The organism is Kineosporia sp. NBRC 101677, from assembly GCF_030269265.1.
Classification (GTDB): Bacteria; Actinomycetota; Actinomycetes; order Actinomycetales; family Kineosporiaceae; genus Kineosporia; species Kineosporia rhizophila.
On the sequence record NZ_BSTA01000002.1, the window covers coordinates 445,585 to 459,711 of the forward strand.

Annotated in this window: 13 protein-coding genes and 1 pseudogene; 7 read left to right on the top strand and 7 right to left on the bottom strand. The window is 72.1% G+C overall.

Annotated features, from left to right (window positions below; genetic code table 11):
• Nucleotides 1-66 precede the first annotated feature (66 nt).
• The 6 genes from QSK18_RS07540 to QSK18_RS07565 all read left to right on the top strand — a co-directional run bounded on the left by QSK18_RS07540 (nt 67) and on the right by QSK18_RS07565 (nt 7,789).
• The gene (locus QSK18_RS07540; protein ID WP_232813831.1) at nt 67-702 is read left to right on the top strand and encodes a thioredoxin-like domain-containing protein; all 636 of its coding nucleotides are present in this window, start codon (nt 67-69) and stop codon (nt 700-702) included.
• 41 nt (nt 703-743) lie between these two features.
• Entirely contained in the window at nt 744-1,451 is a 708-nt protein-coding gene (locus QSK18_RS07545; RefSeq protein WP_232813830.1) for a DUF305 domain-containing protein, read from the top strand.
• A gap of 13 nt (nt 1,452-1,464) precedes the next feature.
• The gene (locus tag QSK18_RS07550) at nt 1,465-1,944 is read left to right on the top strand and encodes an NUDIX hydrolase (protein ID WP_232813829.1); all 480 of its coding nucleotides are present in this window, start codon (nt 1,465-1,467) and stop codon (nt 1,942-1,944) included.
• Nucleotides 1,945-2,090: 146 nt separating this feature from the next.
• Complete coding sequence (locus QSK18_RS07555) at nt 2,091-2,630, top strand: hypothetical protein (RefSeq protein WP_285617454.1); 540 nt, start codon at nt 2,091-2,093, stop codon at nt 2,628-2,630.
• 193 nt (nt 2,631-2,823) lie between these two features.
• Nucleotides 2,824-7,029, top strand: coding sequence for a PDDEXK-like endonuclease domain-containing protein (locus tag QSK18_RS07560; protein WP_285617456.1), 4,206 nt, complete (start codon nt 2,824-2,826; stop codon nt 7,027-7,029).
• Between the two features lie 175 nt (nt 7,030-7,204).
• Nucleotides 7,205-7,789, top strand: a complete 585-nt coding sequence (locus tag QSK18_RS07565; protein ID WP_285617458.1) for a ricin-type beta-trefoil lectin domain protein — start codon at nt 7,205-7,207, stop codon at nt 7,787-7,789.
• A 1-nt stretch (nt 7,790) separates the two neighbouring features.
• Here QSK18_RS07565 and QSK18_RS07570 read toward each other — a convergent pair whose 3' ends face one another.
• The 6 genes and pseudogenes from QSK18_RS07570 to QSK18_RS35875 all read right to left on the bottom strand — a co-directional run bounded on the left by QSK18_RS07570 (nt 7,791) and on the right by QSK18_RS35875 (nt 11,108).
• Nucleotides 7,791-8,189: an SRPBCC family protein gene (locus tag QSK18_RS07570; protein ID WP_285617460.1), complete on the bottom strand. Its 399-nt coding sequence runs from the start codon at nt 8,187-8,189 to the stop codon at nt 7,791-7,793.
• Nucleotides 8,190-8,601: 412 nt separating this feature from the next.
• Nucleotides 8,602-9,021: a large conductance mechanosensitive channel protein MscL gene (gene mscL, locus QSK18_RS07575; protein WP_269810919.1), complete on the bottom strand. Its 420-nt coding sequence runs from the start codon at nt 9,019-9,021 to the stop codon at nt 8,602-8,604.
• A gap of 152 nt (nt 9,022-9,173) precedes the next feature.
• Nucleotides 9,174-9,629: an RcpC/CpaB family pilus assembly protein gene (locus QSK18_RS07580; protein WP_285617462.1), complete on the bottom strand. Its 456-nt coding sequence runs from the start codon at nt 9,627-9,629 to the stop codon at nt 9,174-9,176.
• A 64-nt stretch (nt 9,630-9,693) separates the two neighbouring features.
• Nucleotides 9,694-9,996, bottom strand: a complete 303-nt coding sequence (locus tag QSK18_RS07585; RefSeq protein ID WP_285617465.1) for a hypothetical protein — start codon at nt 9,994-9,996, stop codon at nt 9,694-9,696.
• Between the two features lie 32 nt (nt 9,997-10,028).
• Nucleotides 10,029-10,619 (bottom strand): annotated as a pseudogene (locus tag QSK18_RS35870) (SAF domain-containing protein); the annotation flags it as partial.
• 141 nt (nt 10,620-10,760) lie between these two features.
• On the bottom strand, nt 10,761-11,108 hold the full coding sequence (locus QSK18_RS35875; RefSeq protein WP_352396475.1) for an FmdB family zinc ribbon protein: 348 nt from the start codon (nt 11,106-11,108) through the stop codon (nt 10,761-10,763).
• A 219-nt stretch (nt 11,109-11,327) separates the two neighbouring features.
• Between QSK18_RS35875 and ribD the strand changes: the two genes are divergently transcribed.
• The gene (gene ribD / locus QSK18_RS07600; protein WP_285617467.1) at nt 11,328-12,434 is read left to right on the top strand and encodes a bifunctional diaminohydroxyphosphoribosylaminopyrimidine deaminase/5-amino-6-(5-phosphoribosylamino)uracil reductase RibD; all 1,107 of its coding nucleotides are present in this window, start codon (nt 11,328-11,330) and stop codon (nt 12,432-12,434) included.
• Here the strand turns inward: ribD and QSK18_RS07605 are convergent.
• Entirely contained in the window at nt 12,346-14,004 is a 1,659-nt protein-coding gene (locus QSK18_RS07605; protein ID WP_232813821.1) for a potassium/proton antiporter, read from the bottom strand. The two genes, ribD and QSK18_RS07605, sit on opposite strands and share 89 nt — an antisense overlap.
• Between the last annotated feature and the right edge of the window lie 123 nt (nt 14,005-14,127).

Consider the following 14,127-nt stretch of genomic DNA (forward strand, 5'->3'; position numbering starts at 1 on the left):
CAGGCTTCGCGCCGTCCGTATGCACCATGTCGACGCCCCCCTGCACGCGAGAGGCACCACACCGTCATGACCAACGCCAGGAAAGCCCGGCAGGCCACCGCGGAGAAGGCCGCCCAGATGCGCGCCGAACAGGAGGCCCGCGAGAAGCGGCGCCGGATCGGGCTGGTGGCCGGGGCGACCGCGATCGTCCTCGCGCTCGGTGGGGGGATCACGGCGATCGTGCTGACCGCGCAGAACGAGCAGAAGGAACTTGAGGCCACGCCGCTGACCGGGCTCAAGGAGTACAAGGACCTGAGCGCCAACCACGTCGAGACTGCGGTCACCTACGAGCAGACCCCGCCGGTCGGTGGCGACCACAACCCGGTCTGGCTGAACTGCGGCATCTACTCGGAGCCCCAGCAGAACGAGAACGCGGTGCACGCCCTCGAGCACGGCGCGGTGTGGATCACCTACCGCGACGACGTGCCCGAGTCCGAGGTCGAGGCGCTGAAGGACATCGTGGGCAACCAGACCTACATCCTGATGACGCCGTACCCGGAGCAGGAGAACCCGATCACGCTCTCCGCCTGGGAGCACCAGATGTCGGTGGACAAGGCCAGCGACCAGCGGATCGAGAAGTTCATCAAGGAGTACAAGCAGGGCCCGCAGACGCCGGAGCCGGGTGCCGCGTGCACCGGCGGTGTGGGCACGCCGGAGGGCTGACGAAGATGGCAGGATCGGGTGCCCCCGGCCAGGCTGGGGTCGTGGACACAGACGCACCGGACGAGGACGAGCTGGACTCCCCCCCTCCGCCGCGCGACTTCTGGCTCACCGGGCGCACCCTGATCCGGATGGCGATCGGCGCCCTGGTGCTGCTGGTCGCCACCGTGCTGCTGGTCTCGTACGTGCAGGGCCCGGCCGCGCCGGCGGACAACTCCGCCGCCGCCGGGTTCGCCCGCGACATGATCGACCACCACGCCCAGGCGGTCGACATGGCGACCATCGTCCAGCGCCGCACGCAGGACCAGGACATCCGCTACCTGACCACCGACATGGCGCTGACCCAGTCGAACCAGATGGGGCAGATGCAGGGCTGGCTGAACGTCTGGGGCCTGTCGGTCGGGCGCACCGGGCAGCCGATGCAGTGGATGGAGGGGCACGAGGCCGAGCACGAGCTGGCCGGGCTCGACGCCGAGGACATCCCGGCCGCCGACAGCGGCCTGATGCCCGGCATGGCCACCCAGGCCGACGTGAACCGGCTGCGCACGCTGCCCACGGCCGAGGCCGACGTGCTGTTCCTGCAGCTGATGATCAAGCACCACCAGGGTGGGGTGGCGATGGCCCGGGCCGCGGTGAAGCTCACCGACGAGCCGGTGGCGGTCAACCTGGCGCAGACCATCATCAAGGCCCAGGAGGCCGAGATCACGCTGATGGAGAACATGCTCGCGAAGCGCGACGCGGCCCCCGCCTGAGTACGGTTTTCCCATGCCGACCCCTGAATTCATCCTTGCCCTGCGCGAGAAGATCGGGCACGACGAGCTCTGGCTGCCCGGCGTCACCGCCCTGGTGATCGACGAGACCGGCCGGGTGCTGCTGGGCCAGCGCGCCGACAACGGGCGCTGGGCCCTGCCCAGCGGCATCTCCGAACCGGGCGAGACGATGGCCGCCAGTTGCGCCCGCGAGGTGCTGGAGGAGACCGGCGTCGAGGTCGAGGTCACCGACCTGATCTCGATCAGCACCACCGAGCCGATCGTCTACCCCAACGGCGACCGCACGGTCTTCGTCGACCACTTCTTCGCCTGCCGGCCCACCGGGGGCGAGGCCGTGGTGGGCGACGACGAATCGCTCGCGGTGGGCTGGTTCGAGCTCTCCGCGCTGCCCGAACCGCTGGGGCCGGCCACGCCGCGGCTGATCGCCGAGGGTGAGAAGTTCGCCGTCACCGGGCGCACGCTGTTCGACCGCTGAGGAGCCGGACCGGCCGCTGGCACTCTGGGGGGCTTGTCTGCCAGTGCCCTTGTGCCGCACCGTGTGTTCACGTGCGACGGGGCGCCGTGACCGGCACCTGTACGTGAGCCGGTTCCGGCCACCCCCGCGAAGTGGAGGGAGCTGGCATGTCGGACAACCACCCCCAGAACGTCGAGATCGCCCCCTACCAGGGCGGTGCCGACCACTTACTGAGCGGCTTCGTGGTCAGCGGGCGCTGGCCCTCCTCCACCCGGGAATGGGCGCAGTTCCTCACGCTCGCGGTCCGGCTCGCCGCCGTGCCCGGGCTGGTGCCCACCACCACGGTCTTCCTGGCCGTCGAGGACACTCCGGAAGGGCCGCTGCCCGGGGCCGTCGGGCTGGTCACGTCGGCCGGCCCGGTGCTCGGCGACGGTGCCCCCGGCCCGGGCGAGTTCGGTAGCCAGACCCCGCCTGCGCTGCTGCTTCTGCATCCGCCGTCGGAGAGCCGGCCGTCCATCCCCGAGGCCTCGGGAGCGGCGTCGGGCTGCGTGCTGCTGCCCGGCATCCCGCACCTGGGGCTGGAGCACCGGGCCTCGTGGGTGGAGGCGGAGCGCGACGGCACGGTCACCCGGCTGGTGAGCAAGGTGGGGGTGGACCCGGCACAGGATCCGGACACCGCCGTCCTGGCCATGCTGCTGGCTGCCTGATCCGTTCGGCGAGTGTCGTCCCGGTCACACCGGCCCGCCGACCGGGACGGCCCGTCGCCGCGCTGACCAGGCTTGTTACTCGTCCGTGCGGTGGGCCGGGGCGGTCCTCCGAGCGGGTACCCGGCCGAGCGCGCTTCCGGCACGCCGAGAGCGCTTTCCGCCCGGAGAGTGCAGCGCGGGCTAGCGTTGGGTGGTGCCCGAGCAGTCCGCCGGGGGGTCGCTGACGAGGCGACCCCTGACGCCCCGTGTCGAGCGCCCGGTGCAGTCGGCGGGCGCTCCTGCGGCCACCCCCGAACGGGTCGTGGCCGCGGTCGAGGCCTGGCGTCGGGCACTGGCCGGCTCGGGTCTGCCCGACACCCTGCTGACCACCGGTCCGGAGGCACGCGCCTCCTGGCTGGAACTCACCCACGCCCACCCCTCCGGCCTGGCCCAGCTCTTCGCCGGCCGGCCCACCCGCCTGTCCAGCCTGTTCCGTGAGCCCGAGGCACACGACGTGGCCTGGAACCAGGTCCGGATGATCCGGCGCTCGGCCATCGTGCTCTCGGCCCAGCGCGGGGTGCAGGCCAGTTGCCTGTCGATCGGCGTCGCCACCTGGCGCCCGGACGAGGCCGCGGCCCCGGTGAACGCGCCGGTGGTGCTGCGGGCCTGCTCGATCCGCCCGCGCGGGGGCGAGAGCGACTTCGACCTCGACCTCGACGACTCGGTCCTGATCAACCCGGAGCTGGTGCGGGCCCTGGCCGAGGACTACGGCATCGAGACCGACGGCGTCGAGCTGGCCGCGATGGCCAGCGGGGAGAAGGGATTCGACCCGCGCCCGGTCTACGCCTGGCTCGAGGAGCACTGCGGCGGGCTGCGCGACTTCACCATCGAGCGCAGCCTGGTGCTGGCCACCTTCGCCGCCGGTTCCGGGGCGGTGCTGGCCGACCTGGACGCGGCGGTGCCCGCGATCGCGGCGAACGAGCTGCTCAGCTCGGTCGCGGCGGCCGGAGCGCCGGTCGTGGTGCGGCTGCCCGACACCTCCGAGCCGGCCGACTCGTCCCCGCTGATCCCGCACCAGAAGCCGGTGGTGGGCGAGTCCGAGTCGCGCCGGCTGGCCGTGGTGGGTCGGCTGGGGCCGCGCGGCGCCCGCCCGGTGAGCCCTCCGCCGCAGGCCGACCCGGCCGACGAACTGCTGGTCCTGGACTGCGACCCGGCCCAGGCCGACGCGGTCGCCGCCGCCCTGCGCGGCGAGAACCTGGTGATCGAGGGCCCACCCGGCTCCGGCGCCACCCACACCCTGGCCGCCTCGATCGCCGGGCTGGTCGCCGCCGGCCGCCGGGTGCTGGTGCTCAGCCCCCGCCGGGCCAGCACCGAGACCCTGCTGAGCCGTCTGTACCAGGCCGGCATCGGTGACCTGGTGCTCGACCTGCGCGACTCCCCGGGGGGCCGGCCGGCCACCCGCACCGCTCCGCTCACCGCCACGCTCACCGCGGCCCTGAGCGCCGCCACCAACGGTCCCACGGGCCAGCTCCCGCCGCTGGGCAAGGCCGCGCTGGACGACGACTCGGCCCGGGTCATCCGCGAGGCCCGGGTGCTGCTCGACGGTGACGTCACGGCACTGCACGAGGTGCGTCAGCCCTGGGGGGTCAGCGCCTACGACGCGATGGTGGCGCTGGCCGACCTCACCCGTCGCACCGGGGCTCCGGTGGGCTCGGTCCGGCTCGGCGAAGAGGTGCTGAACAGTCTGGACGGGGTCACCCGGGAGCGTGTGCGGGCGCATCTGCACGCCGCGGCCGCGGCCGGCGCCTTCAGCCTCACCCGCGTCGACACCCGTTGGTACGACGCGCAGGTCACGACCAATGCCGAAGCTCGCAAGGCCCTGGAGGCGGCGCTGGTGCTGCGGGCCGGGCTGGACCGCACCCGGGCCGCGATGGACGGGGTGACGGAGGCCGCCGGGCTGCGTCCGGCCACCACCGCAGAGGAGTGGCTGCCGCTGCTCAACCTGCTGCTCGGGGTGCGCACGGTCCTGGACTCGATGCTGCCCCAGCTCTTCGACGCATCGCTGGAGGAGCTCGCGGTGGCGGTGGCCCCGCGCAATGAGCGGCCCACCGACGGTTCCGGGCCCGGACGGGTGGAGCGGCGCCGGTTGCGCCGCCAGGCTCAGGCGCTGGTCCGGCCCGGAGTCAGCGTTCCCGACCTCTACCGCACCCTGCGCACGGCCCAGGATCTGCTCAACCGCTGGCACCAGCACGCCCTGGCTCCGTCGTCGCCACGCGTGGTGGTGGGGCTCACCGAGGCGGCGGCCAGCGTCACCTCGTCGATGGGCGCGATCGCCGTGCTGGCCGGCACGTTCTCCGGCTCACCGGTGCCGCAGCTGGGCTCGATGCCGCTCGACGAGCTGCAGGAGCGGATCGCCGACCTGGCCGCCGACACCCAGGGCATCCTCGGCCAGCCCCGCCGGGCCCGGCTGCTGCAGGCCCTGCGCGAGGCCGGGCTGGCCGCGCTGGTCGACGACCTGAAAGAGCGGCGGATCGGCCCGGACGCCATCGACGGCGAGTTCGACCTGGCCTGGTGGTCGTCGGTGCGCGACCGGATCGTGCGCTCCGACCCGCGGCTGGCCGGGCACGACCCGCGGGCGCTGCGTACCGCGGCGGCCGGGCTGCGGGCCGCCGAGCAGGCCCGGATCGAGGCCGGTTCGGTGCTGGTGCGGACCGCGGTGACCAACCGCGCGGCCAAGGTGCTGACCGCCCAGCCCGAGCAGATGCGCACCCTGCGCACCTGGCTGACCCGCGACGACTCCCGGCCCCGGCTGGCCGATCTGGTGCGGCGCTGCGGAGACGTGCTCTCGGCGCTCACTCCGGTCTGGGTGATGAGCCCCGACACGGTGGCCGCCTGCCTGGCCCCCGCCGACCCGGGAGTCAGCCCGGTGGTGGACACGGTGGTCGTGGACGACGCGGGCCACATCGGCCTGCCCGAGGTAGTGGCCGCCCTGGCCCGGGGCGGGCAGGTGATCGTGGCCGGGGACCGGCGCCGGCTCTCCCCGCCCGACGGCAGCAAGTCGGTGGTCGAGTCGCTGGCTCCCTTCGCCCGGGTCTGCCGCCTTGACCGAGACCACCGCAGCGTCGACGGCCGCATGCTCCTGCCGCTGGCCCCGCGCTACCCGGAGGGCTGGCAGCAGACCCCGGGCACGGGTGTCCAGGCGCCGCTCTTCCTGGAGGCCGTGGCCGACGGCATCGCCATCCCCCCGCCCGGCGAGGAGCTGCCGGTCAGCGCCGACGGCGAGGTGGCCCGGGTGATCGACCTGGTGGAACGGCACGCGCTGCAGCAGCCCGACCAGTCGCTGATCGTGATCACGCTGAGCGAGCGGCACGCCGAGCGGATCGAGGAGTCGCTGCGGATCAGCCTGCCCGAGCGCCCGGTGCTGGCCCAGTGGCTGAGCCGGCAGCGCCGCACCGGCCTGGCCGAGCCCTTCACCATCCGCCCGGTGCAGCGTCTGCTCGGCATCGAGCGGGACGCGGCGATCGTCTCGATCGGCCTGGCCCGCACCCCGCACGGCCGCGTGCTGCACCGCTTCGGCGTGCTCGACGGGGACAAGGGCGCCGCCGCCCTCACCACCGCCGTCAGCCGGGCCCGCTACCGCACCACCGTGGTCTGCTGCTTCACCGCCGACGATCTGCTGGTCGACCGATTGAGGACGGCCGGTGCCCGGCTTCTGCGCGACGTCCTCCTGGCCGCAGGGGGCCGGGGAACCGGCAGTGCCGGCCGGATGCCGAAGAACTCGGACGCGCTGGTCGCCGATCTGCGCGACCGGCTCACGGCGGCCGGCCTGCCGGTCCGGGTCCGGGTGGGCGACGGTGCTTGGCCGCTCGACGTCGCGGTGGCCGACCCCCGTGTACCCGGGCGGATGCTCGTAGCGGTGGATCTGGACGGGCCCTCGTTCGCCTCGCGCAACACCCGCGAGCGGGAGCGGCACCGCCCGGCCCGCTGGGAACGGGCCGGCTGGGCGTACTGCCGGATCTCGGCCATGGACCTGGCCGCCGACCCGGACCGCGAGATCGCCCGGGTGCGCGAGGTCTGGGAAGGGGCGATGGCCCAGCCCCTGCCGCCGGAGGTCTACTCCCTGCCCGGTGGCCTGCTGCTGGAGGCCACCGACGTGGTCGAGACGGTCAATGCCGGACTGCTGGAAGACGCGGTGCTCGCGGCCGGGGCCCCCGGTTCCGGTGACCTGCGGCTGAACGGAGCACTGACCGACGACGCGGTGGCGGAGCCGCCGGTACTCTCTGATCCCGTGGGACCTGAAGACGAAGAGGCGGCCTTCCCGGACCGCTCGGACGACGACCGCGACGAGGGCTGGGGCGAGGACCGGCCCGGCAGCCGCGACGACGACCTGCAGCGCGAGCGCCCTCCGCACTGGGAATGAGCCGGGTCGCGGCCACCTGAAAAATTTCTTGGGATCCTCCGAACTTTTCCCGGGAACGGTGCATCGAAAGCAGTGAAGCCGGAAGGGAAGCCCCCTTCACCCTGCGGCTGAACCGATGTGTCGTCCCAGACGTGGTTGTGGTGCAGGCCGCACCGCCCACACAGGAGGAACTCTCATGCTCAGCATCTCCCGTCGCACCCGGACCGCGACCGCTCTGGTGGGCGTGCCCGCCGTTGCCGCCGGCCTCTGGCTGAGCACGGCCGGTGCTGCCCAGGCCGCCGAGGCCCCCGGCGGCACGGACGTTTCCGTGGCCACCTCGAAGGCCGAGCCGATCAGCGGCAAGCCGGTGCTGATCAAGGCCCCGAAGTACAAGGGCAAGGCCCGCCTGCTGACGGTCGACGGCGAAGGCCAGGCCGACCTGTCGCGCTCGAAGCCGACCGCCTCGAACGGCCTGTCCAACGTGGGCACCAAGTTCGTGCTGCGCAAGGTGGGCAAGAAGAACCCGCTCTACCAGATCATGAGCAGCAACGACAGCCACGAGATCCAGGCGTACTGCCTGCAGCAGAAGAAGAACGGCGCCATCGACCTGGCGGCCTGCGACAAGAAGAAGGCCAACCAGCTCTTCGACTTCGCGCACAGCGGCGACCTGTTCTCGGTCGAGGGCAAGTGGGGCTACGTGCAGGCCTCGAAGCGCAGCCTGCGCCTGTACAACGACGACAAGGACTCGATGACGTACTTCTCGGTGGTCAAGGCCAAGTGACCTAGGCCTTCTCGAGAAGGCTCTTCAGCCGGGCCAGATCGGAACCGACGGCGGCGGCGTCACGCTCGAACTCCTCGTCCGTGACGCCGTCGAGCCGGCGCAGGGTGAAGACCACCTCGCACTCGTCGCCGTCGGGGAGCACCCGCAGAGGGTTGTAGAAGGACTGCCCGTCGGCCAATGTGACCTCGTGGTCGGCGACCCCGAAGTCGTTGCGGGGAGCGAACTTCAGGACGATTCGGCCCATCGGCGAGGAGGCCACCCACTCGCCGTCGACCTCCTCCACCCGGTCGCACAGACCGGGCGCCCAGGCCGGGAGGTTGGACGGGACGCTGACGTAGTCGTAGACCGGCTGGGCGGGCCGGCTGATCCGGACATCGATGTGCCGTGAGCTGATCGCCATGGGGGCCATGGTGTCAGCCCGGAGACAGCAGCAGGGCCGGAGCCGCGGATCTAGCGGCTCCGGCCCTGCTTTCCGGCCCTGACGCTCCCGGGCCCGGTGTGCATCCGGCCCTGTTTTCCGGTCCGGCCTTGCTGTGATTCGGGCCCGGTACGTGTGTCCAGTCCTGCCTTCCGGTCCGGCCTGACACTCCCAGGCTTGGTGTGCGTCCGGTCCAGTTTTCCGGCCCGGCCCTGCTGTGAGTCGGGCCCAGTGTGTGTCTGGCCTTGTTTCCAGCCCGGCCTGACGCTCTCAGGCCCGCCTGGTGATCCGGCTCCGGGACGGCTCCGGGATCGGCTGACGGGCCCGGTTTCCGGTTAGGCCCCTCCGCCTCGGCCCGCCGGCCTCGGCAGGGACCGGCGATCGCGCGTACGCGTCAGCGCTGCGGCCCCTGCTCGGCCGGGCGGTCGCGCAGCAGGTCGCGGATCTCCTGCAGCAGCAGGATGTCCTCCGCCGGGGACGCGGGCTCCGGCTCTTCACCGCGGCGACGACGCTCCATTAGGGCGTTCATCGGCACGACGATGAGGAAGTAGACGACCGCGGCGACGATCATGAAGTTCAGGATCGAGGTGACCAGGCCGTTCAGGTCGACCAGGGTGGCCTTGTCCGCCACCGAGGGTCGGATCTCGAAGTTCATGCCACCGGTCTCCGGCGAGCCGATCGCGGCCAGGAGGGGCTTGATCACCCCGTCGGTGACCGACGTGACCACGCTGGTGAACGCCGCGCCGATGACCACGGCAATGGCGAGCTCCAGCACGTTGCCGCGCATGATGAAATCTTTGAAGCCCTTGATCATGATCTGCTGTGCCTCCGGGGTGGGGGAAGGGGCAGGGCGAGGTTAGTGCGGGCTCGCCGAAGCCGCCCTCCGGCGAGGCTACCGGTGCGATCTGCACAGTTCACCGCCCCTCTGCATCGGCGGCCGAGACCACCGCGGGTGACGTCCGGCGGCTACGAAAGCACCACCACCGACACCTGGGCCCCGGTCACTGCCCCCACGAGCTGGGTCACCTCGGACTCAGGCACCGCGAGCACCAGCACCCCGGCCAGAGCAGCGGCGTCGTCCGAGCCCGCTGCCCAGCCGCCCCCTGTCCCGCCCGCGTCCTCTTCCCAGGCTCTAGCTCCATTGCCTTGTCCGGAAGTGCTGAGCACCAGAGCATTACGGGCAGCGCGACGAGTGGTTGCCGGGCTCAGCGTCGAACTGCCCCCGCCCTCCTCAGCTGACCAGGTAGACGCTGTGCTGGCCAAGACGTCGACCCGCTGGCCCGCCCGCACCAGGGCGCTCCCCGCCGGATCGGTCAGCCGCACCGGTACAGCCACGGTGCCGGCCGGCAGGCCCTGCAGGAGCCCCGGACCCAGCAGGCGCACCTCGGTGATCGCCTCGCCCTCCTGAACCGGCCCCGCCAAAACCCGCCCCGGACCAACCCCCGACGCCGGCCTTGCCTTGGCTCCAGCCCTCCTGGCCGCAGGCTCAACCGAAGCTGCCGGCCCAGCCCACGCCGCAGATCGAGTGAAGGGTGTCGGCCCGGCCGACGCTGCGGACCGATCGAAGGGTGCCGGTCCGGCCGACGCTGCAGATCGAGCGGAGGGTGCCGGTCCGGCCGACGCCACCGGCCAAGCGGACACCGCCGACCCCGCCGACACCGCCGACCCCGCCGACCCCGCCGACATCGCAGAAGGTGCCGACCCAGTGGAAGGTGCCGACCCAGTGGAAGGTGCCGGCCCAGCGAAAGGTGCCGGCCCAGCCAAAGCCGCTGGCGCCACCCCCGCCCACGACCCTGCACCCGCCTCGCCTCCGCCCGGAGCCACTTCGACCGGCCACTGCACCCATTTCAGATCTGCCTCGGTGAGCCGGTGCCCGGCCGGAAGATCCTGCGTGGCCACCAGCACTGCCACAGTCTCCGGTGGCTCGGGACTGCCCAGCCGGACCGTGAACCAGACAGCGGCCAGGAGCAGCCCGACCGCGATCTTGGTGCGGTGCAGGGCGATCGTGAGGCGAAGGGTGCGCATCCGGCCGCTTCCCAGGCGGGGAGGATGGCGTAGTGCGTGCCAGCGTTCCACTGGCCGAGAGCGCTGCCACTTATGAAACAAGCTCTCTCGCGTCGCCTTCGAGGAGGCTGCGGGTCTGGGCGCCTGCTGGACCGACGCACGCCGGGGCGAGAACAGGTCGTCCACGGAAGCGTCAGCGCCGGCCCGTGTCAGCGACTCCCATGGCGGGGGAGAGGTGGAATCGGCATCCGGCGCGGCGAAGAGTGCAGCCTCGAGACCGGTGAAGATGGGCTCGGCACCTCGCGTGGCGGAAGGGGTCGGCCGCTCAGAAGCAGCCCGCCTCGGCCCGCGATCACCAGGCCCGAGGAGGTCGGGGACCCATCCGCCCACCGGTCGATTCGCTGGCATGAAGGAAAGCTAGCCAGAGGGATCGCACCCTCGAAGGGGTAAGACCGGGCCTGTGGACAAACCGGCAGTCGTGCCTGCTGTGGAAAGCAGAAACACGAACGCCCCGCGGCCCGGAGGGCGCGGGGCGTTCGGCAGCAGACGTCAGGCTGCGCTACCGCTCGAGGCGGTGGAGGCCGACGAGGTCGAGTTGCTCTTCGACTCGGACGAGCCCGAGGAACCCGAGGAGGAGCCCGACGTGGAGCTGGACGAGCTGCCCGAGTCCGAGGAGGACGAGGACGTCGACGCAGGGGTGGTGGTGCTGCTGGTCGAGGTACCGCGCGAGTCGTTGCGGTAGAAGCCCGAGCCCTTGAACACGATGCCCACGGAGTTGAAGACCTTGCGGAGCTTGCCCGAGCACTCCGGGCACGTGGTCAGTGCGTCATCACTGAACGCCTGCTGCGCCTCGAAGCCGTGGTTGCACTCGGTGCACGCATAGACGTACGTGGGCACGTCGTCCTCCTGATAGACGGCTGGCACTCTCTAGTCTTGAGTGCCAATAGTAATGCACGGGCGGGTGTCGCTTCGACGGACGACTGCCTGGTCATCGGCGAGAATCATCCGGTCGGCAGTGGAACGGGTCGTGGGGGACTGCCATTCCCGCCTCAGCCGCAGGGGCAAAGGGACCGATCGAACCGGGGGAAAGACCAGACCGAGGAGACGGGACTGCGAATGGCGAGCGAGGCCGAGATCCGGGCGATGCGGCAGGCGATCGGGCTGGCGGCCCGAGGGCTGGCCACTGCCCTGCCCAACCCGGTGGTGGGGTGCGTGCTGCTGGACCCCGACGGGACCGTGGTGGCGCAGGGGTGGCACGAGCGGGCCGGCGGACCGCATGCCGAGGTAGTGGCTCTGAGGGCCGCAGGGGAGCGCGCCCGGGGCACTACCGCGGTGGTGACGTTGGAGCCGTGCAACCACACCGGACGCACCGGCCCGTGTTCCGAGGCTTTGCTGGCCGCGGGCGTCCAAAAGGTCGTTATTGCCGTTCCCGACCCCTCCGACGCCGCCGCCGGCGGGGCCGAGAGGCTTCGCCGAGCCGGCCTGGAGGTCGAGGTCGGGGTGCTGGCCGACGAGGCCGAACGCGGTCTCGAGCCGGGGGAGGGCAACGAGGTCTGGCTCACCGCCGTCCGTAAGCAGCGGCCGTTCGTGACCTGGAAGTTCGCCGCCACGCTGGACGGGCGGGTGGCCGCGCAGGACGGCACGAGTCAATGGATCACCAGCGTCGAGGCCCGTAGTGACGTGCACCGTTTGCGCGCCCAGGTAGACACGATGCTGGTGGGGGTAGGCACGGTTCTGGCCGACGACCCGCTGCTGACCGTGCGGGATGCGGAGGGCAATCCCCTGGAGCATCAGCCGTTGCGGGTAGTGGCCGACACCCACAACCGCACGCCCGCGAACGCGCGCATCCGCGGCGACGACGCACCGACCTGGATTGCTACGGGCGAAGAAGTTGGGACGTCCGTGGGCACCGATGCCGATGCGGCGGGCGACGGCGGTGGTCGCCTCGGGCTGGACCTGCACGCCCTGATGCGCGCGCTGTACGCGCGTGAGCGCCGACACGTGCTGCTCGAGGGCGGCCCCCGGATGGCCGGGGCGATGGTCGAGGCGGGGCTGGTGGACCGGGTGGTCGCCTACCTGGCCCCGGCCCTGCTCGGCGCCGGGCCGAACGCCATGCTCGACGCCGGGATCACGACTATTGCCGACGTCTGGCGTCTGGACCTGGTCGACGTGCGCCAGGTCGGAAACGATGTGCGAGTGCTCGCACGGCCCCGGACGAGGTGACCCCCGGCACCTCGGGCGGAACGCTCGGACGCACGGAGCCGGCCGCGACGCGGGGGCGGGCGGTGCGACCCTCGCCCTCCCTCTTGTCGTGCCAGCCGGAGAGCTTGCCGCCCAGGCTGATCGCCTTCAGGCGGTCCTCCGTGGCCGACCGGGCCGAGGCCGGGGTGACCACGATCAGGTCGTCGCCGTGCCGCAGCGCGGTGCGGTTGTCCGGCACGATCGCCTCCCCGTCGCGCAGGATCAGCGTGACGTTGGCGCCGGCCGGCAGGCGGAGCTCGAAGATCTCCACGCCGTGCAGCCTCGACTCCGGCCCCACGTGGGCCTCCAGCACGTCGGCCCCCTGAGCCCCGAGCGGTACGGACTCCACCTCCAGGCCGACCGTGGGGGAGTCGTCGCTGAGCCCGAGACGCCGGGCTACCCAGGGCAGGGTGGGTGCCTGCACCAGCGTGAAGATCAGCACCAGGCAGAAGACGATGTCGAAGAGCTGGCTGGCGTTCTCCACCCCCTGAGCCACCGGCACCGTGGCCAGGACCACCGGCACTGCACCCCGCAGCCCGGCCCAGGACAGGAACGCCTGGTCGCGCAGCGAGACCCGGAACCAGCTGACCGACGCGGCCACCGACAGCGGCCGGGCCACCAGCAGCAGCACCAGGCCGATCAGGAAGGCCGGGCCGACCGCGGCGGGCAGCCGCTCCGGCGAGGCCAGCAGCCCGAGCAGGACGAACAGGCCGATCTGGGCGATCCAGCCCAGGCCCTCGGCGAAGCCCCGCACCGCCACCCCGTGCGGCAGCCGGGAGTTCCCGATCACCAACGAGCACAGATACACGGCGATGAATCCGGAGGCGTGGATGGTGGCCGCCGCCCCGTAGGAGCCGATCGCGAAGGCGAACACCGCGATCGGGTAGAGGCCGGAGGAGGGCAGCGCCACCCGGCGCAGCGCGATCGCCGCCAGCCAGCCGATGCCCAGCCCGATCCCGGTGCCCACGACCAGCTCGAAGACCGCCTCGTAGAGCAGGTACGCGATGCCGTGCGACTCGCCGCCGTGCGCCACCTCGGTCAGCGCGATGACGATGATCACGACCGGGGCGTCGTTGAAACCGGACTCGGCCTCCAGCATGCCGACCAGCCGGGGCGGCAGCGGCACCCGGCGCAGCACCGAGAACACCGCCGCGGCGTCGGTCGAGGAGATCGCCGCCCCCAGCAGCAGGGCCAGCGGCCACTCCAGGCTGAGGATGTAGTGCGCGGCGGCTCCGGCCACGGCCACCGAGACCGTGGTGCCCACGGTGGCCAGCAGGGCGGCCGGGGCCACCGACGGCCGGATCGTCTTCCACTTGGTGGTCAGCCCGCCCTCGGCCAGGATCAGCACCAGCGCGGCGTAGCCGAGCACCGAGGTCAGCTCGGCGTTCTCGAACTCCAGGCCGAACCCGCCCTCGCCGATGATCAGGCCGAGGGCCAGGTAGAGAAGCAGTGACGGAAAACCGGTTCCCACGGACAGGCGCACCGCCGCCACGGCGGCGAGCAGGACTGCCGGACCGGCGAGCAGCGCTAGGTTGAGCTGCTCAATCGTCAAATTTATGGCCTTTCGTGGCGCACAGTCGGTTCACAGGCCGCCCTCAGCCCGCTGTGGATCCTATCGGTCGCCCACGGTGTCCAGCCCGACGGCCGGTGCGGCGTGCCCCGGAACAGTGGCTAT

Bases quoted from the DNA above. Each gene is read 5' to 3' on its own strand.
- QSK18_RS07540 (WP_232813831.1), top strand. From the start codon at position 67: ATGACCAACGCCAGGAAAGCCCGGCAGGCCACCGCGGAGAAGGCCGCC.
- QSK18_RS07550 (WP_232813829.1), top strand. From the start codon at position 1,465: ATGCCGACCCCTGAATTCATCCTTGCCCTGCGCGAGAAGATCGGGCAC.
- QSK18_RS07555 (WP_285617454.1), top strand. From the start codon at position 2,091: ATGTCGGACAACCACCCCCAGAACGTCGAGATCGCCCCCTACCAGGGC.
- QSK18_RS07565 (WP_285617458.1), top strand. From the start codon at position 7,205: ATGCTCAGCATCTCCCGTCGCACCCGGACCGCGACCGCTCTGGTGGGC.
- QSK18_RS07570 (WP_285617460.1), bottom strand. From the start codon at position 8,189: ATGGCGATCAGCTCACGGCACATCGATGTCCGGATCAGCCGGCCCGCC.
- mscL (WP_269810919.1), bottom strand. From the start codon at position 9,021: ATGATCAAGGGCTTCAAAGATTTCATCATGCGCGGCAACGTGCTGGAG.
- ribD (WP_285617467.1), top strand. From the start codon at position 11,328: ATGGCGAGCGAGGCCGAGATCCGGGCGATGCGGCAGGCGATCGGGCTG.